Origin of the sequence: Streptomyces phaeolivaceus, assembly GCF_009184865.1 — a bacterium.
GTDB classification, from domain to species: Bacteria; Actinomycetota; Actinomycetes; order Streptomycetales; family Streptomycetaceae; genus Streptomyces; species Streptomyces phaeolivaceus.
Genome location: NZ_CP045096.1, coordinates 4,038,782 through 4,060,086, shown reverse-complemented (window position 1 = coordinate 4,060,086; position 21,305 = coordinate 4,038,782). Strand labels below are relative to the sequence as shown.

18 protein-coding genes, 1 tRNA gene and 1 riboswitch are annotated in these 21,305 nt (G+C 70.1%); of the genes, 13 read left to right on the top strand and 6 right to left on the bottom strand.

The features are described 5' to 3' along the window. From F9278_RS18975 to F9278_RS18930, 10 genes are all read left to right on the top strand, one after another. On the top strand, positions 1-546 hold the full coding sequence (locus F9278_RS18975) for a hypothetical protein (RefSeq protein ID WP_152169424.1): 546 nt from the start codon (positions 1-3) through the stop codon (positions 544-546). Continuing rightward, on the top strand, positions 543-1,958 hold the full coding sequence (locus F9278_RS18970; RefSeq protein WP_226966807.1) for a cytochrome P450 family protein: 1,416 nt from the start codon (positions 543-545) through the stop codon (positions 1,956-1,958). The genes F9278_RS18975 and F9278_RS18970 overlap by 4 nt, the downstream gene beginning before the upstream one ends. A gap of 126 nt (positions 1,959-2,084) precedes the next feature. Beyond that, positions 2,085-3,164, top strand: coding sequence for a LysM peptidoglycan-binding domain-containing protein (locus tag F9278_RS18965; RefSeq protein ID WP_152173954.1), 1,080 nt, complete (start codon positions 2,085-2,087; stop codon positions 3,162-3,164). A gap of 182 nt (positions 3,165-3,346) precedes the next feature. Further along, a riboswitch (cyclic di-AMP (ydaO/yuaA leader) is annotated at positions 3,347-3,527 on the top strand. Positions 3,528-3,531: 4 nt separating this feature from the next. Then, positions 3,532-4,251, top strand: coding sequence for a transglycosylase family protein (locus F9278_RS18960; RefSeq protein WP_152169423.1), 720 nt, complete (start codon positions 3,532-3,534; stop codon positions 4,249-4,251). Positions 4,252-4,664: 413 nt separating this feature from the next. Next, positions 4,665-5,951, top strand: a complete 1,287-nt coding sequence (gene eno, locus F9278_RS18955; RefSeq protein ID WP_062645226.1) for a phosphopyruvate hydratase — start codon at positions 4,665-4,667, stop codon at positions 5,949-5,951. 130 nt (positions 5,952-6,081) lie between these two features. Beyond that, the gene (locus F9278_RS18950) at positions 6,082-6,579 is read left to right on the top strand and encodes an FtsB family cell division protein (protein WP_152169422.1); all 498 of its coding nucleotides are present in this window, start codon (positions 6,082-6,084) and stop codon (positions 6,577-6,579) included. A 56-nt stretch (positions 6,580-6,635) separates the two neighbouring features. Beyond that, a complete protein-coding gene (locus F9278_RS18945; protein ID WP_152169421.1) occupies positions 6,636-7,187 on the top strand; it encodes a DUF501 domain-containing protein in 552 nt (183 codons plus the stop codon). Beyond that, positions 7,184-8,125 carry a Ppx/GppA phosphatase family protein gene (locus F9278_RS18940; protein WP_152169420.1) on the top strand — a complete coding sequence of 314 codons (942 nt, stop codon included), beginning with the start codon at positions 7,184-7,186 and terminating at the stop codon, positions 8,123-8,125. The genes F9278_RS18945 and F9278_RS18940 overlap by 4 nt, the downstream gene beginning before the upstream one ends. Positions 8,126-8,606: 481 nt before the next feature. Further along, positions 8,607-9,989 (top strand): NAD(P)/FAD-dependent oxidoreductase, encoded by a 1,383-nt coding sequence (locus tag F9278_RS18935; RefSeq protein WP_152169419.1) that lies wholly within the window; start codon positions 8,607-8,609, stop codon positions 9,987-9,989. Positions 9,990-10,343: 354 nt separating this feature from the next. After that, positions 10,344-11,645, top strand: a complete 1,302-nt coding sequence (locus F9278_RS18930; RefSeq protein ID WP_152169418.1) for an SAM-dependent methyltransferase — start codon at positions 10,344-10,346, stop codon at positions 11,643-11,645. Positions 11,646-11,704: 59 nt separating this feature from the next. Here F9278_RS18930 and F9278_RS18925 read toward each other — a convergent pair whose 3' ends face one another. Both F9278_RS18925 and F9278_RS18920 read right to left on the bottom strand, forming a co-directional pair. Continuing rightward, positions 11,705-14,245, bottom strand: a complete 2,541-nt coding sequence (locus tag F9278_RS18925) for an ABC transporter permease (protein ID WP_152169417.1) — start codon at positions 14,243-14,245, stop codon at positions 11,705-11,707. Between the two features lie 56 nt (positions 14,246-14,301). Next, the gene (locus tag F9278_RS18920) at positions 14,302-15,072 is read right to left on the bottom strand and encodes an ABC transporter ATP-binding protein (protein WP_152169416.1); all 771 of its coding nucleotides are present in this window, start codon (positions 15,070-15,072) and stop codon (positions 14,302-14,304) included. A 421-nt stretch (positions 15,073-15,493) separates the two neighbouring features. Here F9278_RS18920 and F9278_RS18910 point away from each other — a divergent pair. Then, positions 15,494-15,576: transfer RNA gene (locus F9278_RS18910), tRNA-Leu, on the top strand. Between the two features lie 233 nt (positions 15,577-15,809). Next, positions 15,810-16,691, top strand: coding sequence for a Bax inhibitor-1/YccA family protein (locus F9278_RS18905; RefSeq protein ID WP_152169415.1), 882 nt, complete (start codon positions 15,810-15,812; stop codon positions 16,689-16,691). A gap of 87 nt (positions 16,692-16,778) precedes the next feature. Here F9278_RS18905 and F9278_RS18900 read toward each other — a convergent pair whose 3' ends face one another. Next, on the bottom strand, positions 16,779-17,009 hold the full coding sequence (locus F9278_RS18900; protein ID WP_152169414.1) for a DUF4287 domain-containing protein: 231 nt from the start codon (positions 17,007-17,009) through the stop codon (positions 16,779-16,781). Positions 17,010-17,113: 104 nt separating this feature from the next. Here F9278_RS18900 and F9278_RS18895 point away from each other — a divergent pair, with 104 nt between their 5' ends. Next, on the top strand, positions 17,114-17,425 hold the full coding sequence (locus F9278_RS18895) for a hypothetical protein (RefSeq protein ID WP_193241545.1): 312 nt from the start codon (positions 17,114-17,116) through the stop codon (positions 17,423-17,425). 104 nt (positions 17,426-17,529) lie between these two features. Here the strand turns inward: F9278_RS18895 and F9278_RS18890 are convergent, their stop codons facing one another. From F9278_RS18890 to F9278_RS18880, 3 genes are all read right to left on the bottom strand, one after another. Further along, the gene (locus F9278_RS18890) at positions 17,530-18,315 is read right to left on the bottom strand and encodes a hypothetical protein (RefSeq protein WP_152173952.1); all 786 of its coding nucleotides are present in this window, start codon (positions 18,313-18,315) and stop codon (positions 17,530-17,532) included. A 250-nt stretch (positions 18,316-18,565) separates the two neighbouring features. Beyond that, positions 18,566-19,783, bottom strand: a complete 1,218-nt coding sequence (locus F9278_RS18885; protein WP_152169413.1) for an acetyl-CoA C-acetyltransferase — start codon at positions 19,781-19,783, stop codon at positions 18,566-18,568. Positions 19,784-20,116: 333 nt separating this feature from the next. Next, positions 20,117-21,241, bottom strand: coding sequence for an SGNH/GDSL hydrolase family protein (locus F9278_RS18880; protein WP_193241544.1), 1,125 nt, complete (start codon positions 21,239-21,241; stop codon positions 20,117-20,119). Positions 21,242-21,305: the final 64 nt, after the last annotated feature.

Here is a 21,305-nt window from a genome sequence, read left to right as displayed (position 1 = left end):
ATGTATCGGAGCCACGGGACTCCTGACCTGGTGTGGGACGAGGTGAAGGAGAAGTTCGACCCCGACTCGATGGGCGCACTGCCGGACCTCCATGTCCCGGACACCACGGCGGACGACTGGCAGGCTCTCCTCGACCTCGTCGTGGAGAGTGGCTGGCAGCACGAGTACAGCGAAGGAGGCACGACTCTCGCGGTGCCGAGCGCCGCCCACGTCCTGGCCCGACCGCACGACGCCGAATGCCCCCAGCTGAGGGTCCGGCCGACGCAGGACATGTTGGCGATCTTCCGCTTCCACGCGGACGAGGAGATCGACTTCGACATGGACCTGCGGGAGATCCAGGGTCAGGACCGACTCGACGCGTTCTGCGGGTTCCTCCGATCCATCGGCCGCCACCTCGGCAAGCCGGTCCTGATGTGTCCGGAGGGCGTGGACGACAGTCCGGTCCTGGGCTTCGATCCCACGCTCGGCCGGGTCGTGGTCCTCCCCGACCGGGCGGTGGGGAGCGGGGGAGGGGCGCCGGGGCAGGCGGATACCGTCGGTGGGTGACCAAGCAGACCGCATCCTCCTCCACCGGCACGTCGCCCGGCGTCCCCGCGGGCGTCCCCGCGGGCACCTCCGGGGGTGCCCCCGGCGGGACCGGCGGGCCCGAGCTCTTCACCTGGGAGTTCGCGACCGATCCGTATCCGGCGTACGCCTGGCTCCGTGAGCACGCGCCCGTGCACCGGACGCGGCTGCCCAGTGGGGTGGAGGCGTGGCTGGTCACCCGGTACGGGGACGCGAAGCAGGCGCTCGCCGACGGGCGGCTGTCCAAGAATCCGGCGCATCACGACGAGCCCGCGCACGCCAAGGGGAAGACCGGTATCCCCGGTGAGCGCAAGGCCGAGTTGATGACGCATCTGCTGAACATCGATCCGCCGGACCACACCCGGCTCCGCCGGCTCGTCTCCAAGGCGTTCACTCCCCGCCGGGTCGCCGAGTTCGCCTCCCGCGTCCAGGAGTTGACCGATCAGCTCATCGACCGGTTCGCGGAGAAGGGCGAGGCCGACCTCATCCACGAGTTCGCGTTCCCCCTCCCCATCTACGCGATCTGCGACATGCTCGGCGTCCCCCGCGAGGACCAGGACGACTTCCGGGACTGGGCGGGCATGATGATCCGGCACGGCGGCGGGCCGAGGGGCGGTGTCGCCCGGTCGGTCAAGAAGATGCGCGGCTATCTCGCCGACCTCATCCACCGCAAGCGGGAAGCGCTCACCGAGCACCCCGCCCCCGGCGAGGACCTCATCTCCGCGCTCATCCGCGCCTCCGACCACGGTGAGCACCTCACCGAGAACGAGGCCGCGGCGATGGCGTTCATCCTGCTGTTCGCCGGGTTCGAGACCACCGTCAACCTCATCGGCAACGGCACCTACGCCCTCCTCACCCACCCCGAGCAACGCGCCCGCCTCCAGGCCTCCCTGGCCGCCGGGGAGACCGAACTCCTCGAAACCGGCGTCGAGGAACTCCTCCGCTACGACGGCCCCGTGGAACTCGCCACCTGGCGCTTCGCCACCCAGCCCCTCACCATCGGCGGCCAGGACATCGCCCCCGGCGACCCCGTCCTCGTCGTCCTCGCCGCGGCCGACCGCGACCCGGCCCGTTTCGACGACCCCGACACCCTCGACCTCTCCCGCCGTGACAACCAGCACCTCGGCTACGGCCACGGCATCCACTACTGCCTCGGCGCCCCCCTCGCCCGCCTCGAAGGCCAGACCGCGCTGGCGACGCTCCTCACCCGTCTCCCCGACCTTCGACTCGCGGTGGATTCCGCCGATCTGAGATGGCGAGGAGGGCTCATCATGCGGGGATTGCGTACGCTTCCGGTCGAATTCACCCCGCGGAAGCGGTCCGTGAGCGGACCCGGGCAGCCCGTAGCACTACCTCATTCCGCGGCGGGAAGTGACACTCCCTCAAGTCTGTGATCTTCACGTGATCTACGCTGCATTAACTTGTGACAACTGATCGACTGCGGCTACGTTCACACGTCAGTGCGAAGGGGTCACCACATCCTTCACACCGGTCACTGCTGTCGTGTGAAAGGCAACCGCATGCTCTCCGGGAACGGTCGTCACCGTCGCCCCCGCCAGGCTCCGGCCCTCCTCGTCGCCGCCGGAGTGACCGGCTCGGTCATCGCGATCCCGCTCCTCGGCGCCACCGGCGCGAGCGCGGCCGACGGAACCACCTGGGACCAGGTGGCGGACTGCGAGAGCGGCGGTTCGTGGAGCGCGGACACCGGGAACGGGCGCTACGGCGGCCTCCAGTTGACCCAGGAGAACTGGAACGACTACGGCGGCCTCGACTACGCGACGACCGCCGACCAGGCCAGCCGTTCGCAGCAGATCGCGGTAGCCGAGAAGGTCCTCGCCGACCAGGGCGTCGGCGTCTGGTCCACCTGCGGACTGCTCCACAACCTCGGCGGCGACTCCGGTTCCGCCGACGTGGACACGGGCGTCACGGACGACTCGACGAATTCACGCGATTCATCCAGTTCGTCTGATTCCTCCGGTTCATCCAAATCATCCGGTTCGGCCGATGGGGGCGACTCAAGCGGATCGAGCGGCTCAAGCGGCTCGGGCAACTCGAACGATTCGGCGAAGTCGGGTGATTCGGATGATTCCGCCGAACCCGGTACGTCGAGCGACTCGCCCTCCGAGGACTTCGACGGTTCCGCGAAGGCCGAGACCGGCACCGGCTCGGACGGCTCCACGGACTCCGAGAGCACCGAATCGGACAAGTCGCCACAGTCCGACAGCTCTTCGGTCGCCGAGGGCGGCGAGGACGGCGAGGACGGCGAAGGCGGCACCGGCCGTCACCGCGGCGCCAGCGCCGACGAGAGCGCCGGCGCCGAGGCCGGTGCCGGCGAGGGCGCGGCCGACGACTCCCGCGCCACCGACTCCGCGCCCTCCGGCCGTCACGCCTCCCGTGGCGGCGACACGGCGCGCGAGGGCGCGGACGGCGCGTACACCGTCCAGGTCGGCGACAGCCTGACGGGCATCGTGAACTCGCTCGGCCTGGACGGCGGGTGGCGCGGGCTGTACGCGGAGAACCGGGACACGGTCGGAACTGACCCGGACCTTATCCTTCCCGGTCAGACCCTCGAAGTCGGTGCCGAAACGGGCGAAAAGTAGCGGCAGTTCGGGTCATGGTTCGCCCTTGAATGCCCGTTTTGATCTATGTGGGAGATGAATCACAGACCCCCTGATCGTCTTTGAAATCCGGCGAATCACATGCCTACGGTCGTGACCGCTCGCCACAGCGGGCCCCTGCGGTCGGTACGCCGAATCCTGCCAACGGCCGCAAGGAACAGTCGTCGCGTCAAGCGCCGTAGGCAGGAGCGGGGGACCCAAGGTAAGTGCCGCGCCCAGCGATTCACGCTGGACCGGCTCGGGGTGAAGCCGCGTGACGTGAGCCGAGAGGTGAGCGTGCGCGGCCGGGCAACTCAACCGGCCCGAACCCGACAGCTCACCTCGCAGGCGTCGGTGAGGGGATCACTCCATGCTGTTTTCCAGCAAGGGCAAGCACCGTCGCCCGTCCAAGGCCGCTCGCGCCATCGCCGTCGCCGGTGTCACCGGCGCCGCCGCCATCGCCGCCCCGCTGATGGTCGCCGGCAGCGCCTCCGCCGCCACCGCCTCCGAGTGGGACACCGTCGCCCAGTGCGAGTCCGGCGGCAACTGGTCCATCAACACCGGCAACGGCTACTACGGCGGCCTGCAGTTCTCCGCCTCCACGTGGGCCGCCTACGGCGGTACGCAGTACGCCTCCACCGCCGACCAGGCGAGCAAGGCCCAGCAGATCGCGATAGCCGAGAAGGTCCTCGCGGGCCAGGGCAAGGGTGCCTGGCCGGTCTGCGGCACCGGCCTGTCCAGCGCCTCGTACGACGGCGCCGCCGCCTCCAGCGGCAACTCGGACTCCGGCTCCTCCGCGCAGCAGAACACCCAGCAGAACACCCAGCAGAACTCGCGGGAGAGCACCAAGAAGAGCACCGAGGACACTCGCGCCTCCCGCTCCTCCGAGCGCGCCACCGTCGAGACCCCGACCGGCAAGAAGGTCAAGAAGGGCGACGGCGAGTACAAGGTCGTCAAGGGCGACACCCTCAGCGCCATCGCCGAGAAGAAGAACGTCAAGGGTGGCTGGGAGAAGCTCTTCGAGCTGAACAAGGACATCATCGACGACGCCGACTTCATCTACCCGGGCCAGCAGCTCCACCTGAGCTGACCCGTCGTGGCCCGTGAGGGGGGGGCCGGCAGGGCCGAAAAATCTGGCCGCTCCCCAGCTGAACCACAGCCCGCTCACATCCGTGTCCTCCATAGTGAAGACCTCGTGAGGGCCGTCCCCCCGTCCCCACGGGCTCCCCGCCCCGGTGCGCATTCCCCCGTACGCACCGGGGCGGGGCTTTTTCCTGCCCGCCTCCCGGGCCTCTCCCTCTCCCTCTCCCTCTCCCTCTTTCTGCCCTCTCCCTCTTTCTGTTCACTTTCTCGCCCACCCCCCTTTGTTCCGAGCTGAAACAATAGGTACCGTCTGTCTGTCCACGGGACGGTCGGTCGGCTGCCGACGGCCCGGGGGCGGTTAGGCTCTAGTCGCAAGGCCCAAGCGGCCCCGCACAACCAGCGTCACATCCCATGAAGGAGATGCTCGTGCCGTCCATCGACGTCGTCGTAGCCCGGGAAATCCTCGACTCGCGAGGCAACCCCACCGTCGAGGTCGAGGTCGGCCTCGACGACGGCAGCACGGGTCGTGCCGCCGTTCCGTCCGGCGCCTCCACCGGCGCCTTCGAGGCCATCGAGCTGCGCGACGGTGACCCCAACCGCTACCTCGGCAAGGGTGTCGAGAAGGCCGTCCTCGCCGTCATCGAGCAGATCGGCCCGGAGCTGGTCGGCTACGACGCCACCGAGCAGCGCCTCATCGACCAGGCCATGTTCGACCTGGACGCCACCGACAACAAGGGCTCCCTCGGCGCCAACGCCATCCTCGGCGTCTCCCTCGCCGTCGCCCACGCCGCCTCCGAGGCGTCCGACCTGCCGCTGTTCCGCTACCTCGGTGGCCCGAACGCGCACCTGCTGCCCGTCCCGATGATGAACATCCTCAACGGCGGATCCCACGCGGACTCCAACGTCGACATCCAGGAGTTCATGATCGCCCCGATCGGCGCGGAGTCCTTCTCCGAGGCCCTGCGCTGGGGCGCCGAGGTCTACCACACCCTCAAGAAGGTGCTGAAGACCAAGGGCCTGTCCACCGGCCTCGGCGACGAGGGCGGCTTCGCCCCGAACCTGGAGTCCAACCGCGCCGCGCTCGACCTCATCATCGAGGCCATCAAGCAGGCCGGTTACGTCCCCGGTGAGCAGATCGCGCTCGCGCTCGACGTCGCCGCGTCCGAGTTCTACAAGGACGGCAAGTACGAGTTCGAGGGCAAGTCCCGCTCGGCCGCCGAGATGACGGAGTACTACGAGGAGCTGGTCTCCGCGTACCCGCTCGTCTCCATCGAGGACCCGCTGTACGAGGACGACTGGGCCGGCTGGAACGTCATCACCCAGAAGCTGGGCGACAAGGTCCAGATCGTCGGCGACGACCTCTTCGTCACCAACCCCGAGCGCCTCGCCCGCGGCATCGAGGAGGGCTCGGCCAACGCCCTGCTCGTCAAGGTCAACCAGATCGGCTCGCTGACCGAGACCCTGGACGCCGTCGAGATGGCCCAGCGCAACGGCTTCAAGTGCATGATGTCCCACCGCTCCGGCGAGACCGAGGACGTCACCATCGCCGACCTCGCCGTCGCCGTGAACTGCGGCCAGATCAAGACCGGCGCCCCGGCCCGCTCGGACCGCGTCGCCAAGTACAACCAGCTGCTGCGCATCGAGGAGATCCTCGACGACGCCGCGGTCTACGCCGGCCGCTCCGCCTTCCCCCGCTTCAAGGGCTGACACCGGCAGAACGGCAAGTAGGAAGCGTCGTACGTACGTCCCCGTACTCGGTCCCGTACCGTGTGCGGGGACGTTGCAATGCGCGCGCGTATGACTTTCGCCGGACGCACAGGAGAAGGGGAAGCGGGACATGGCCGTGAAGGACCGGGACCGGGACCGTTTCTCCACCGCGACCCGGCTGAAGGTGCTCGGTGAGCAGACGGCCGCCCGGGTCTACCGCTCCCAGACCAAGCGCCAGGCCCGCCGCTCCCGGCTGACCGGCCGGGCCGCGCTGCTCGCCCTCGTCCTCTGCTCGATGATCGTGGCGCTCGCCTATCCCATAAGGCAGTACGTCTCCCAGCGCGCCGAGATCGCCGACACGCAGCGGCAGCGGCAGGAGGCGCGCGAGCGGGTCGAGGAGTTGCGCGACCTCAAGGCGCGCTGGAAGGACGACGCGTACGCCGAGCAGCGCATCCGGGAGCGGCTGCACTATGTGATGCCGGGCGAGACCGGCTACACCATGATCGACCCGGACGCGGCGAAGCAGTCCCGTACGACACAGGGGGCGGCCGACCGTCCCTGGTACACCAATGTCTGGGACGGGGTCGACAAGGCCGACGCCGCCGACAGCCGAACGGGCACCCCGTGATCGTCGCCCCGTGACCGTGAACCGATGAGCCACACCGAGGACTTGAGTAGCAGGTTATGCAGACCCCTCCGCCGCCCACCCCGCGCACCGAGCCGACCGACGCCGATGTCGAGGCCTTCCAGCAGCAGTTGGGCCGTCCGCCGCGCGGGCTGCGCGCGATCGCGCACCGCTGTCCCTGCGGTCAGCCGGACGTCGTCGAGACGGCGCCGCGCCTGCCGGACGGTACGCCCTTTCCCACGACGTACTACCTGACGTGCCCGCGCGCGGCCTCCGCGATCGGCACGCTGGAGGCGAACGGCGTGATGAAGGAGATGACGGAACGCCTGGCGACCGACCCCGAACTGGCCGCCGCCTACCGGGCCGCGCACGAGGACTACCTCGCCCGCCGCGACGAGATCGAGGTCCTGGAGGGCTTCCCGAGCGCGGGCGGCATGCCGGACCGGGTGAAGTGCCTGCACGTCCTCGTCGGGCACTCGCTGGCCGCCGGGCCGGGCGTCAACCCGCTGGGCGACGAGGCGATCGAGATGCTGCCGGAGTGGTGGGCGAAGGGCCCCTGCGTGGTGCCGGCGTCGTCGCCCGAGAAGACCGGGCAGGAGGACGCCCGGTGACCCGGGTCGCCGCCGTCGACTGCGGTACGAACTCCATCCGCCTCCTGGTCGCCGACGCTGACCCTGCCACCGGCGAACTCGTCGAGCTGGACCGGCGGATGACCATCGTCCGGCTCGGCCAGGGCGTCGACCGTACGGGGCGGCTGGCCCCCGAGGCGCTGGAGCGGACCTTCGCGGCCTGCCGGGAGTACGCGGCCGTCATCAAGGAACTGGGCGCCGAGCGGGTCCGCTTCGTGGCCACCTCCGCCTCCCGCGACGCCGAGAACCGGGACGACTTCGTCCGCGGGGTGTCCGACATCCTGGGCGTCGAGCCCGAGGTGATCTCCGGCGACCGGGAGGCCGAGTTCTCCTTCACCGGCGCCACCAGGGAACTGACCGGCCGCACCGACCTCACCCGGCCGTATCTGGTGGTGGACATCGGCGGCGGCTCCACCGAGTTCGTCGTCGGCGACGACCATGTGCGCGGCGCCCGCTCCGTGGACATCGGCTGCGTCCGGCTGACCGAGCGGCACCTCGTACGGGACGGCGAGGTCGTCGACCCGCCCGCGCCGGAGCAGATCGCCGCGATCCGCGCCGACATCGAGGCCGCGCTCGACCTCGCCGAGCGGAGCGTGCCGCTGCGCGAGGCGCACACCCTGGTCGGGCTGGCCGGATCGGTCACCACCCTCTCCTCGATCGCCCAGGACCTGCCCGCGTACGACTCGGCGGCCATCCACCACTCCCGGATCCCCTACGACCGGGTCCGCGAGATCACCGAGTGGCTGCTGCGGTCCACGCACGCCGAGCGGGCCGCGGTCCCCTCGATGCATCCGGGCCGGGTGGACGTCATCGCGGCCGGCGCCCTCGTCCTCCTCTCGATCATGGAGCGGATCGGGGCGGCGGAGGTCGTGGTGAGCGAACACGACATTCTGGACGGAATCGCCTGGTCCGTGGCGTGAGAGCCGGGCGGGTTTCGCGGCTTTCCCCGTGGCCCGCCCGCGCTTGTGGGCAAGTGTTCACTGCTTGCCGGTAGCCTCGCTTGAGCTGTGTGGATAACGCATGAGCGCGTCCGAGGGGTGCTTCGGTACCCGTCGGCGACCCTCCGCCGAGAAACTTCGTGAAGTTCTTCACAAGAGAATCGCCCCAGTTGAGCGATGTTTTGAGGCTCCACAGAGCGTTCCGGGGCTCCAGGGGGTCAACAGGGCGTCCCCGAAGGGTTTTCGCGGGGGTCTCGTCCGTGTGAAGCCGAAGGGTGGTCCAGGGTCCCCGAGAGGCCGGAACGGCAGTTCACGCGGCCTTGACAACGGTCAAACCCCCTGGCTGGTCCCCTGGTGGACCGAGGACCCGGCCAGAGGGGCCGCGCAGTGTAGCAGAGGGCGTGAAGAAGCTTGTGAAGGGGCGCACGAGCGACCCCCGTATGGCGGGTACATACTCGATGGCATGAGCACCACGGAGCGTCCCAGGATCCTCGTAGTAGGCGGTGGGTACGTAGGCCTGTACGCAGCTCGGCGCATCCTCAAGAAGATGCGCTACGGAGAGGCGACCGTCACGGTCGTCGACCCCCGGTCGTACATGACCTACCAGCCCTTCCTCCCCGAAGCCGCCGCCGGCAGCATCTCCCCCCGGCATGTCGTCGTCCCGCTGCGACGCGTGCTCCCCAAGGCGGAGGTCCTCACCGGCCGGGTCACCACCATCGACCAGGACCGCAAGGTCGCCACGATCGCCCCGCTGGTCGGCGAGGCGTACGAGCTGCCCTTCGACTACCTGGTGATCGCGCTCGGCGCGGTCTCCCGCACCTTCCCGATCCCCGGCCTCGCCGAACAGGGCATCGGTATGAAGGGCATCGAGGAGGCCATCGGCCTGCGCAACCACGTGCTGGAGCAGCTCGACAAGGCCGACTCCACGACCGACGAGGACGTCCGCCGCAAGGCGCTGACCTTCGTCTTCGTGGGCGGTGGCTTCGCCGGCGCGGAGACCATCGGCGAGGTCGAGGACATGGCCCGCGACGCCGCGAAGTACTACAAGAACGTGTCCCGCGAGGACATGCGCTTCGTGCTCGTCGACGCCGCCGACAAGATCCTCCCCGAGGTCGGCCCGAAGCTCGGCCTGTACGGCAAGGAGCACCTGGAGGGCCGTGGGGTCGAGGTCTACCTCAACACCTCCATGGATTCCTGCGTCGACGGCCATGTCGTGCTGAAGAACGGCCTGGAGGTCGACTCCAACACGATCGTCTGGACCGCCGGCGTCAAGCCGAACCCGGTCCTCTCCCGCTACGGCCTCCCGCTCGGCCCCCGCGGTCACGTGGACGCCTCGCCGACCCTCCAGGTCACCGGCACCGACTACATCTGGGCCGCGGGCGACAACGCGCAGGTCCCGGACGTCGCCGCCCGCAAGGCCGGCGTCGAGAACGCATGGTGCCCGCCGAACGCGCAGCACGCGCTGCGGCAGGCCAAGGTCCTCGGCGACAACGTGGTCTCCGGTATGCGGGGCTTCCCGCAGAAGGAGTACGCGCACTCCAACAAGGGTGCGGTGGCGGGCCTCGGCCTCCACAAGGGCGTCGCGATGATCGTCATGGGCAAGCTGAAGATCAAGCTGCGCGGCCGGCTGGCGTGGTACATGCACCGTGGCTACCACGGTCTGGCGATGCCGACCTGGAACCGCAAGATCCGGGTCTTCGCCGACTGGACGCTCGCGATGTTCCTCAAGCGCGAGGTCGTCTCCCTCGGCGCGATCGAGACTCCTCGCGAGGAGTTCTACGAGGCGGCGAAGCCGGCGCCGGTCGCTGCCGCGAGCTCGGCCGGGGAAAAGGCCAAGGCCTCCTGACCCGCTGAACCATCCGAAGGGTCCTCCGCCATCCGTGGTGCGGGGGGCCCTTCGGCGTGCGCGGGAGGGGGTGGGGGGTTCGGTTCGTCGGCGGGTGCGGGTGCGTGGGGCTTCTCGCGCAGTTCCCCGCGCCCCTGAAAGGCAGGGGCTGCGCCCGCTGCTTTTCAGGCCCGCAGCCCCGTGGTCTTTCAGGGGCGCGGGGCCTGGGCTTTCAGGGGCGCGGGGAACTGCGCGACCAGCCCCCGTCCACCCGCAGCCGAAAACACACCTCGCCACCAGGACTGCGGCGGAGCGCCCCCGTGTTTACGTTTGGCGTTGGACATTCCGGGATCTCTTGTCACGGAGGTGTGCGCCATGCAGGACGCCGCGTCGCGGCTGAAGACCCTGTTCGAGCAGGTTTCGGGAGCCCCGCTCCCGGTCCGGCTGCGGGCCTGGGACGGATCGACGGCCGGTCCGCCGGAGGCCCCCGCACTGGTGGTACGGAACCGCAGGGCCCTGCGCCGGTTGCTCTGGAAGCCCGGCGAGCTGGGTCTCGCCCGTGCCTGGGTCGCCGGTGACCTGGGTGTCGAGGGGGACCTGTACGCCGTACTGGACCTGATGGCCGGACATGTGTGGGAGCGGGACGAGGACGCCCGGAGCCTCACCGACGCCCTGCGCGACCCGGAGGTCCGGGCGGCGGTCCGGGACCTGCTGAAGCTGGCCGGTCCCGCCGTCCTCGTGCCGCCCGAACCGCCCCGCGAGGAGGTCCGCGCCCGGCACCGGCACACCCGGCGCACCGACAGACGGGCCGTCAGCCACCACTACGACGTGGGCAACGACTTCTACGAGCTCGTCCTCGGCCCGTCGATGGTGTACTCCTGCGCCTACTGGCCGGCCGCCGACGGCACCGCCACGCTCGAAGCCGCCCAGCACGACAAGCTCGACCTCGTCTGCCGCAAGCTCGGCCTGACCCCGGGCGCGCGGCTCCTGGACGTCGGCTGCGGCTGGGGCTCGATGGCCGTGCACGCCGCCCGTGAGTACGGCGTACGCGTCGTCGGCGTCACCCTCTCCCAGGAGCAGGCCGCGTACGCCCGTAAACGCGTCGCCGAGGAGGGCCTGACCGATCGCGTCGAGATCCGTGTCCAGGACTACCGCGATGTCACCGACGGGCCCTACGACGCGATCTCCTCCATCGGAATGGCCGAACACGTCGGCGCCGACAAGTACTTGGCGTACGCCGAGGACCTGTACCGGCTGCTCGCCCCCGGCGGACGGCTGCTCAACCACCAGATCTCCCGGCGCCCGCAGCGCGACGAGCGCACGTACTCCGTCGACGGCTTCATCGACGCGTACGTCTTCCCGGACGGCGAGCTGGCCCCGATCGGCATCACGGTCACCCAGCTCGAACGCGCCGGGTTCGAGGTTCGCGACGTGGAGTCCCTGCGCGAGCACTACGCCCTCACCCTGCGCGCCTGGGTCGCCCACCTGGAAGCCCGGTGGGCGCGGGCCGCCGCCCTGGCCGGACCCGGCCGTGCCCGCGTCTGGCGCCTCTACATGGCCGCCTCCGCCCTCGGCTTCGAACGCAACCGCCTCGGCGTCAACCAGGTGCTGGCCGTACGGCCCCCGGAAGGGGGTGCGTCGGGCCTCCCGCTGCGGGCCCGGACCTGGGGGGCCTGAACGCGCGTACGGGGGCGTGTGCGGCCATGCACACGCCCCCGTACGTACACCTCCGCCGGCTACTCCGACTTGATCGCGGCGAGCATGTTGAGCTTCGCGGCGCGGCGGGCCGGCCACAGGGCGGCCAGGATGCCGACCGTGGCGGCCAGGAGCAGGAAGACGGCCATCCGGGCCCAGGGGACGACCAGTTCGTACGTCGGCATCCGGCTGGCGATGAGTTCACCGGCGGCCCAGCCGAAGAAGACGCCGAGGCCGATGCCGAGGACTCCGCCGAAGAGCGAGATGACGAGGGACTCCAGACGGACCATCCGCTTGATGCCCCGCCGGTCGAGACCGATCGCGCGGAGCATGCCGATCTCCTGCGAGCGTTCGAACACCGACATGGCCAGGGTGTTGATGACGCCGAGGACGGCGACGATCACGGCCATGGCCAGCAGGCCGTAGAGCATGTTCAGCATCAGTGTGAACATCCGTGCGATGTCGGCGGAGAGGTCCTGTCCGCTCTGGACCTTGATCGCCGGGTTCTCGCCGAGGGCCTTCTCCAGCCGGTCCTTGGTGGCGTCGGAGGCCCCGGCCGAGGTCTTGACCATGACCATCATGTCGGCCGGGTCGGCGGCGGCCGGCAGCCGCTCGGTCAGGGTCGCGTTGTCCAGGAGGATGCCCCGGATCAGCTCGTTGCTCTCGTAGACCCCGGCGACCGTCAGCCGCTGCTTCTCGCCGCCTTGGAAGGCGGCGGTGAACTCCGAGCCGGCCTTCCAGCCGCGCCGGTCGGCGGTGTCCGCGTCCACGACGACGTCCGAGCCGCCGATCTTGAACGTGCCGTCGTCGATGGGGAAGTCGGTGAGTTTGCCGATGGCCGAGCCGTTGACGCCCGTGAGGTACTCGGTCTCGTCGCCGATCCGGGACTCGGCGTTGCGCAGCGGCGAGACGGCGGTGACGCCCTCGGTGCCGGCGAGCTTCTTCTCCACGTCGGGGGAGAGCATGTTGCCGTTGGCCATCGAGACGACGTAGTCCGCCTTGATCGCGTCGGCGGCCATCCTGGCGATGGACTGCTGCAGACTGCCCGCCATCACCGTCATACCGGTGATCAGCGTCAGACCGATCATCAGCGCCGAGGCGGTCGCGGCGGTACGGCGCGGATTGCGCACCGAGTTCTGCCGGGCGAGCTTGCCGGAGATCCCGAAGACGCGCATGAGGGGCGCCGCCGCCGCGATCAGGGGGCGGGAGAGCAGCGGGGTGAGGACGAAGACGCCGACGATCAGCAGGACCGCGCCGAAGCCCATCGGGGCCTGGCCGTCCGAGCCGTCCATCGTGGTGGCGTACAGGACGGTGGCGACGCCCGCGCCGGAGAACAGCGCGCCGATCGTGTTCCGTACGACGAGCGACTTGGTCGTGGCCTGCGCGTGGACGCTGCTCATCGCGGCGACCGGCGGGATCCGCGCCGCGCGGCGGCCCGGCAGCCAGGCGGCCACCATCGTGATCAGCACACCGACGAGCAGGGCGGTGGCGACCGTGCCGGGGGAGACCACCAGCGGGCCCTCGGGGACGGTCTCGCCGAGGGTGCCGATCAGGGCCCGCATCCCGGCGCCGATACCGACACCGGCGGCCAGCCCGGTGACCGCGGCGACCATGCCCACCACGAACGCCTCGATCAGCACGGACCGTGTCACCTGACGGCGGGAGGCGCCGACCGCGCGCAGCAGCGCCAGCTCCTTGGTGCGCTGGGCGACCAGCATGGTGAAGGTGTTGGCGATGATGAACGTGCCCACGAACAGGGCGATCCCGGCGAACACCAGCAGCGCGTTCTTCAGACCGCTCATCTCGGCGGCGATCTGCGTGGCCTGCTCGTCGGCGAGCTGCCGGCCGGTGGTGGTGACGGCGGTGTCCTCGGGCAGGATCCGGTCGATCGCCTTCCGCAACTGGGTCTGGCTGGTGCCGGCCGCCGCCGTCACGGCGATCTCGTCGTACTCGCCCTCGGTGTGGAAGAGCTTCTGCGCGGTCGCCGTGTCGAACAGGGCGAGGCTGCCGCCGGCCGCGACATTGCCGTCGTCCGTGGTGAAGATCCCGGTGACGGTGGGGGTGAGGACCGGGCCGTCCACGGACATCCGGACGGTGTCGCCGACCTTGTACCCGGCGCGCTTCGCGGTCTGCGAGTCGATGGCGATCTCGTTCTCGCCCCGGGGCGCGCGTCCGCCGTCCCGGATCGGGTACCGGGGGTCGTCCTTGCCCCAGAAGTTCCCGCCCTGCGACTGGAAGCCGCCGCCGATCAGCTTGCCGTTCCTGTCGGCGAGGGCGGTGAACCCGCTCACCACCCCGATCGCCGACTCGGCGCCGGGCGCCGACTCGACCTTCTTCAGCACCTCGGGCGTCAACTTCGGCTGCTCCGTGACGCTTTCGCCCTCGTTCGGGCGGTACCCCGGCCCGATCGAGACGTCCACGTGGTCGAAGCCCTTGGCCGAACTCTTCTGCAGCGCCTGGGAGATGGTGTTGGTGAAGACCAGCGTGCCCGACACGAAGGCGACGCCGAGCATCACCGCGAGCACGGTCATGAGAAGCCTGGCCTTGTGCGAGAGCACGTTGCGCAGGGCGGTACGGAACATGAAGGGATCCCTGTTTCGGGGTCGGAGTGGGTGAGGGCGGGCGGGGGCGAACCCCGCTAGCTGGTGCGCCCCTTGGTGTCGAACCGCTTCATCCGGTCCAGCACCAGATCCGCCGTCGGCTCGTGCATCTCGTCCACGATCCGTCCGTCGGCGAGGAAGACGACCCGGTCCGCGTACGCCGCGGCCACCGGGTCGTGCGTCACCATCACCACGGTCTGCCCCAACTCTCGTACGGAGTTGCGCAGGAAGCCCAGCACCTCGGCGCCCGAACGCGAGTCCAGGTTTCCGGTGGGCTCGTCGCCGAAGATGATGTCGGGCCGGGAGGCGAGCGCCCGCGCCACGGCCACGCGCTGCTGCTGGCCGCCGGAGAGCTGGGCGGGCCGGTGGCTCAGCCGGTCGGCGAGACCCACCATCCCGATCACCGTGTCCAGCCACTGCCTGTCCGGCTTACGGCCCGCGATGTCCATCGGGAGGGTGATGTTCTCCAGCGCCGTGAGGGTCGGCAGCAGATTGAACGCCTGGAAGATGAAGCCGATCTTGTCGCGGCGGAGCTTGGTGAGCTGCTTGTCCTTCAGCGAGCCCAACTCGGTGTCGCCGATGCGGACGGAGCCGGCGGAGAAGGTGTCCAGGCCCGCGACGCAGTGCATCAGCGTGGACTTGCCGGAGCCCGAGGGGCCCATGATCGCGGTGAACTGGGCCTGCCGGAAGTCGACGGAGACCTGGTCCAGCGCGACCACCCGGGTCTCGCCCTGTCCGTAGACCTTCGACAGTTCCGTGGCGCGGGCGGCCACGGCGGTGGCCCGGTCGGCGAGGGGAGTGGTGGTCACGGGTGGGAACTCCTTGCGGGGCGACGGCGTTCGGTATGCCTCCATCGTCGCGACGCGGGACCGCCGTGTAGTCAGCCGCTGTTCCGGTTCCGGGGGCAGACTTCTGACGGACCGGCGGGTGCCGCGTCATACCTGGGGATGACGGCGGGCTCCGACCCGGTGCGGGGTGCCATGACCGACACGAGTCACCGCGGCACCGTGTGCGCATCCGGTGGGGGCGCTCGTTCGGGCGGTGAAATTCCGTCATTCCGCATACACCCGGTCGTGCCGTCCGAAAGGCTACTGGCAAGTGCGGATGGCGTGTTCCGTGGGCTGATGCACCCTCAGACGTCAATAAAATAAGACAACATCGGTCCGCTGATCGACTGTTCGGGGGAAGCGCCCCGATAGGCTCGGAACCTCATTGCGGAGCCCATGGCCTGCCCGGATGGTGGAATGCAGACACGGCGAGCTTAAACCTCGCTGCCCCTCGCGGGCGTACCGGTTCAAGTCCGGTTCCGGGCACCTCCGACCAAACCCGCACATTTCTCCCCATCACCACACATGTCGCCCTCCGGTGATCACGGGCTTGTACCGGGTTGGTCATGGGTTGAGGGGGATGGGGCGGGGAATCACGCAGACGCGTAGCGTGTTCGGTGACAAGGCAGGGAAAGATCCTCCCCAAGCACTAGAGTCAATCCTTTGCCTACCTATTACTCTTGAGCCAAGGCCGCGCAGGGTGGCCATGGAGGAGTGAAATGAGGAGCAGCAACCCGGTCTTCTCGCGACGGGGGTTCAGCCGCGACAACGGCCACGCGGGCTTCAACACCGCGCCGCAGGCCGGGGGAGCAGCTGTCGGCACCCAGGGCAACCCCTACGCCCAGCAGGGCGGCAACCCGTACGCGACGAACCCTTACGCCCAGCAGGACGCGCAGCACGGCGTCCCGCCGCAGGCTCCGGCCCGCACGGGCGCCATGACCATGGACGACGTCGTCATGCGCTCGGCCATGACGCTCGGCACGGTCGTCGTCGGCGCGGTCCTCGCCTGGGCCCTCCTGCCGGTGTCACCCACGAGCTACGGCCTCGCCATCGGCGCCGCGCTCATCGCCTTCGTCCTGGCGATGGTGCAGTCCTTCAAGCGCAAGGCCTCGCCCGCGCTGATCCTGACGTACGCCGCCTTCGAGGGTGTCTTCCTCGGTGTGCTCAGCGAGATGTTCAATTCTCAGTGGAGCGGCGCGCCCTTCCAGGCGGTGCTCGGCACCATGGCCGTCTCCGGCGCCACCCTCCTGGTCTACAAGGCGGGCTGGATCCGGGTCACCGCGCGGTACGCCCGCATCGGTATGACCATCGCCATCGCCTTCATCCTCGTGATGGCGGTCAACCTGCTCCTCGTCGTCTTCGGGCTCGCCCCCGACGGCGGACTGCGCAGCATGGGCCCGCTCGGCGCGATCGTCGGCATCCTCGCGATCCTGCTCGGCGCGTTCTTCCTGACCCTCGACTTCAAGCAGATCGAGGACGGCATCGCCTACGGCGCCCCGCGCGACGAGGCCTGGCTGGCCGCGTTCGGTCTGACCATGACCCTCGTGTGGATCTACGTCGAGATGCTCCGCCTGGTCGCCATCTTCAGCGGCGACGACTAGAACGAGCAGGATCACGAGCACGACCGGCAGTGATGAAGGGCCCCCGAACCTCGCGGTTCGGGGGCCCTTCGTAGGTTCTCGGCGGCTTCAGCGGAGCTTCCGCGCGGCCCTCCTCAGGTCGTACTCGTGAATGATCGCTTTGGCGTGTCCGTACGCGAGGTCGTACTCGTGCCGGAGCCAGCTGACCTTCTCCTCGAAGTTGAAGAGAGCGGGGCCTTCGTCGACTTTGCGGAGCCAGTCGGAGACTTCACGACCGGTGCAATGGGGGATGCGGGCGAGCAGGTTGCGATGGGTCTCCTCGGAGAAGACTTGGGACATCGGCGCCTCCGGACGAAAGGGGAATGTAAGCCGGTCCTTCAGGTCACGTTGCCTGAGTGGCGGCCTGTTGGCAACAGTCCGGTGCGGGCGCGTACTCTCGCGGCGTGCTTGATACGACACCGTTGACCCGTGCCGTGGACCATTTCGCCGACCGGTTGCGGGCCGCGCCGCAGAGCCGGCTGCAGCGGGGTGCCGCCGCCGAGGCGCTGGGGCTGGCCAGGGAGATGGCACTGCGTGCCCAGCTTCTGGAGGCGCCGGACGCCGCCGCTCGGGAGATGCCGGACGCGGGGATGTTCGCCGCGGCGGACCAGGTGACCGTCGCCGGGAACGATCTCGCGCTGGTGTTGGTGGATGAGGCCGCGTTGGCCGAGGCGGTGGCCTTGGTGGAGGAGGCCCAGCGGCGGGCCGGGGTGTGAGGTCGGGCGCCCAGTGGCTCGGGGGCGCCCGGTCTGGTGGCGGGTGCGGGCCGGTGGGGCTTCTCGCGCTGTTCCCCGCGCCCCTTCGGGGCGCTGTGCGCTCCCTACAGTGACGCGATGACCCGGTCCGCCAGGATGTAGACCATGTCGTCGCCGCACTCGAAGGTGAGGGTGTAGGCGCCGGAGATGCCCGAGCCGCCCAGGAGGACCGGGACGTCGCCGGTCTGGAGGGCCGTGGCGAGGCGTTCGGCGGTCTCCCGGTGGCCGGGGGTCATGCAGAGCGTGGTGCCGTCGGCGAAGACATAGACGTCGAGGGTGCCGAGGGGGCCCGGCCGGACGTCGGCCAGCTCGGTGCGGGACGCGGCGAGGTCCTCCAGGCAGGCGACCGTGCGCTCGTGGTCGTTGGTGACAGGTGACTGCACCGGCACGAAGTCGGGGTGCGAGGGGTGGCGGCGGCGGGCCGCGGCCAGCTCCGCGGAGTCCCCGGCGAACTCGTCGCCCTCGAGACTCGGCTCGATCACCGGTTCCAGGTGCTCCAGACCCGCGAAATCGGACTGCCGGGGCAGGAACAGGTCGTTCTCGGGCAGGCCCAGCAGGGAGGGCGCGTCGGAGGAGACGTCACGCGACTCCTGCGCGGCCCAGAAGGCGCGTGCCTCGGCCAGCTCACGTTCCCGCTCCTCGGCCAGCGCCTCGGCGACGGCGGCGCGTATCTCCTCGGTGTCGGCGGCCGGACGGGCGGCCGGTACCGGTGCGCGCACTCCGGCGGCCCGGCTCTCGGCAAGCTCGGTGCGCAAGGCAGCTACCTGCCGGCGCAGCCCCGTGAGGGTGCGCAGGACGGCGACGCCCACGGCGGCGGTGGCGGCCGTGGTGAGCAGCAAGGCGATCGGCATAGCGCTCACTGACGTACTCCCGGTTCAAAGTCGACCCCCGACTTCCTACATCAGCTTGAAGGGCGGACTAACCAGCTGTCAGTGCGTAACGTCACGAATCGGGCAGTTTTTTTGCCCCGATGTTTGGTGCTGAAACGGCCCTGACCTGCGTAAATCGCTCTCCGGAGGGAGATAGGTCACATCCTGGGGGAGATTGGATCACAAAACGGCCCGGAGCCCCGTGGAATCGGGGACCCCGGGCCGCCTCCCGTCAGCTGAGGCGCTCGACGACCATCGCCATGCCCTGGCCGCCGCCGACGCACATCGTCTCCAGGCCGAACTGCTTGTCGTGGAACTGGAGGGAGTTGATCAGCGTGCCGGTGATGCGGGCGCCGGTCATGCCGAAGGGGTGGCCGACGGCGATGGCGCCGCCGTTCACGTTCAGCTTGTCCAGCGGGATGTCCAGATCGCGGTAGGAGGGGATCACCTGGGCGGCGAAGGCCTCGTTGATCTCGAACAGGTCGATGTCGTCGACGGTGAGGCCCGCGCGCGACAGGGCCTGCTTCGACGCCTCCACGGGGCCGTAGCCCATGATCTCGGGGGAGAGGCCGGAGACACCGGTGGAGACGATCCGGGCGAGCGGGGTGAGCCCGAGGTCCCGCGCCTTGGTGTCGGACATGATGACCAGGGCGGCGGCGCCGTCGTTCAGCGGGCAGCAGTTGCCGGCGGTGACGAGGCCGTCCTCGCGGAAGACCGGCTTCAGGCCCTGCACGGCCTCCAGGGTGACGCCCGCGCGCGGGCCGTCGTCCTTGGCGACGACCGTGCCGTCGGGCAGCGTCACCGGGGTGATCTCCCGCTCCCAGAAGCCCTTCTTGATGGCTTCCTCGGCGAGGTTCTGCGAGCGGACACCGAACTCGTCCATGTCCTCGCGGGTCACGCCCCACTGGCGGGCCAGGTTCTCGGCGGTCTGCCCCATCGCGATGTACGGGTCGGGGAGCAGGCCGTCCTCGCGCGGGTCGTGCCAGGAGGCGCCGACCGACTTGGAGACGGTCTCCGTGCGGGCCTGGGCCTCGGTGAAGAGGGGGTTGCGGGCGGTGGGGATGTCGCTCGTGCCGCGCGCGGTGCTGCTGACGACCTCCACGCCGGCCGAGATGAAGACATCGCCCTCGCCCGCCTTGATGGCGTGCAGGGCCATGCGGGAGGTCTGGAGCGAGGAGGAACAGTAACGGGTGACCGTGCAGCCCGGCAGGTGGTCCATGCCCAGCTGTACGGCGACGATCCGGCCCAGGTTGTGGCCCTGCTCGCCGCCGGGGAGGCCGCAGCCGAGCATCAGGTCGTCGATGTCCTTCGGGTCCAGCTCCGGGACCTTCGCGAGGGCGGCGGCGACGATGGTGGCGGTCAGGTCGTCGGGGCGCAGGTCCTTCAGCGAGCCCTTGAAAGCGCGGCCGATGGGGGAGCGGGCGGCTGAGACGATCACGGCTTCGGGCATCACGGCTCCATTGGCATGCGTACGGAAAGCAGGGCTGTGGGGGAAGTTACCCGTACGTATGGGCCGGGTCACGGGATGGTGGGTGTGACTCCGGCCGCACTTTTCTAAGCGCTTGCTTTGTCGGGTGCCCAATGGCTCGGGGGCGCGGGTTCGTCCGCGACCGCGGGCCCGGTGGGGGCTGGTCGCGCAGTTCCCCGCGCCCCTGAAAAAGCAGGGGCTGCGCCCCGCGCCTTTTCGGCCCGAAAGGGCCGTAGGCCCTCAAGGGGCGCGGGGAACCGCGCGAGAAGCCCCACCGGACCCGCACCCGCCAACGAAGCAGGCGCCCCCGAGCTATCAGGCGCCCGGCTGCGCCTCCGCCGCCGCGTTGGGGGCCGGGTCCGACACCGGCACCCGCCGCCGGCGGCGCCGCTTGAGCAGGGCCCAGGGACCACGCGGCCCCGTAGGCATCGCGGCCGTCACCTCGGTGCCGGCCTCCGACGCCGCCTCCGCGGCGGCGCGGGCCACCGGCAGGAACCCCTCGCGGCGGCTGACGTCCGGCCGCTCCTCCTCCGCCGGCCACAGGCCCAGCGCCGCGCAGACGGTCGGCAGGACGGCCATCGCCGCCGTCGCGTACCCCTCGGCGGAGGGGTGGTAGTTGTCGGGGCCGAACAGCTCCCGGGGGTTCTGTTCGAACTCGGGTCCCAGAAGGTCGCCCAGCGACACGGTACGGCCGCCCTGTTCGACGGTCCCGATCGTCTGGGCGGCGGCCAGCTGCCGTGAGGCCCGGCGGGCGAGCCAGCGCAACGGCTGCTGCACGGGCTCGATCGTGCCCAGGTCCGGACAGGTGCCGACCACCACCTCGGCCCCGGCGGTCCGCAGCCGCCGTACGGCCGCGGAGAGGTGGCGCACCGAGCGGGTCGGCGGCATCCGGTGGGTCACGTCGTTCGCGCCGATCATGATCACGCAGACGTCGGGCACCAGGGACGGGTCCTCCAGGACCAGGGCCACCTGTCGGTCGAGGTCGTCCGACTGGGCGCCCGGCAGCGCGACGTTGCGCAGCCGCACCGGGCGCTCGGCGACCGCCGCGAGCCCCGAGGCGATGAGGGCGCCCGGGGTCTGCCGGGCCCGGTGGACACCCTGGCCGGCCGCGGTGGAGTCGCCGAGCATGACCAGCCGGAGCGGGGGATCGACGGGGGTGCCGTAGGCGTCGCCGTACGCGCCGCCGTACGCACGGTCGTACTGACCGCCGTACCCACTGCCGTACCCACTGCCGTACCGGCTGCCGTACGCGCGGCCGTAGAGGCCCTCGGCGCTCGGCGGATGCGGGCTGTGACCGTTGCCCACGACCCGCTTGGCCATCCGGACCTCCGCCAGCAGCACGCCCACGGCCGCCGCACCGACCAGCCCGATGCCACCACCGCCGTACGCCGCACCCGCCGCGATGCGCCGCGCCACCCTCGCCCTGGACATGCTCGACATAGGCCGCCGCCACCTCCTTCTAGCCGTACACCCACTCCTTGCCCCGTACCGGCCCTCGGCCAAT

What these genes read in the sequence shown, in the direction of transcription:
- F9278_RS18950 (WP_152169422.1), top strand. Translation starts at nt 6,082, where the DNA reads ATGGCCGTGAAGGACCGGGACCGGGACCGTTTCTCCACCGCGACCCGG.
- F9278_RS18880 (WP_193241544.1), bottom strand. Translation starts at nt 21,241, where the DNA reads ATGTCGAGCATGTCCAGGGCGAGGGTGGCGCGGCGCATCGCGGCGGGT.
- F9278_RS18905 (WP_152169415.1), top strand. Translation starts at nt 15,810, where the DNA reads ATGAGGAGCAGCAACCCGGTCTTCTCGCGACGGGGGTTCAGCCGCGAC.
- F9278_RS18945 (WP_152169421.1), top strand. Translation starts at nt 6,636, where the DNA reads ATGCAGACCCCTCCGCCGCCCACCCCGCGCACCGAGCCGACCGACGCC.
- F9278_RS18890 (WP_152173952.1), bottom strand. Translation starts at nt 18,315, where the DNA reads ATGCCGATCGCCTTGCTGCTCACCACGGCCGCCACCGCCGCCGTGGGC.
- F9278_RS18975 (WP_152169424.1), top strand. Translation starts at nt 1, where the DNA reads ATGTATCGGAGCCACGGGACTCCTGACCTGGTGTGGGACGAGGTGAAG.
- F9278_RS18885 (WP_152169413.1), bottom strand. Translation starts at nt 19,783, where the DNA reads ATGCCCGAAGCCGTGATCGTCTCAGCCGCCCGCTCCCCCATCGGCCGC.
- eno (WP_062645226.1), top strand. Translation starts at nt 4,665, where the DNA reads ATGCTCGTGCCGTCCATCGACGTCGTCGTAGCCCGGGAAATCCTCGAC.
- F9278_RS18925 (WP_152169417.1), bottom strand. Translation starts at nt 14,245, where the DNA reads ATGTTCCGTACCGCCCTGCGCAACGTGCTCTCGCACAAGGCCAGGCTT.
- F9278_RS18930 (WP_152169418.1), top strand. Translation starts at nt 10,344, where the DNA reads ATGCAGGACGCCGCGTCGCGGCTGAAGACCCTGTTCGAGCAGGTTTCG.
- F9278_RS18900 (WP_152169414.1), bottom strand. Translation starts at nt 17,009, where the DNA reads ATGTCCCAAGTCTTCTCCGAGGAGACCCATCGCAACCTGCTCGCCCGC.
- F9278_RS18935 (WP_152169419.1), top strand. Translation starts at nt 8,607, where the DNA reads ATGAGCACCACGGAGCGTCCCAGGATCCTCGTAGTAGGCGGTGGGTAC.
- F9278_RS18965 (WP_152173954.1), top strand. Translation starts at nt 2,085, where the DNA reads ATGCTCTCCGGGAACGGTCGTCACCGTCGCCCCCGCCAGGCTCCGGCC.
- F9278_RS18960 (WP_152169423.1), top strand. Translation starts at nt 3,532, where the DNA reads ATGCTGTTTTCCAGCAAGGGCAAGCACCGTCGCCCGTCCAAGGCCGCT.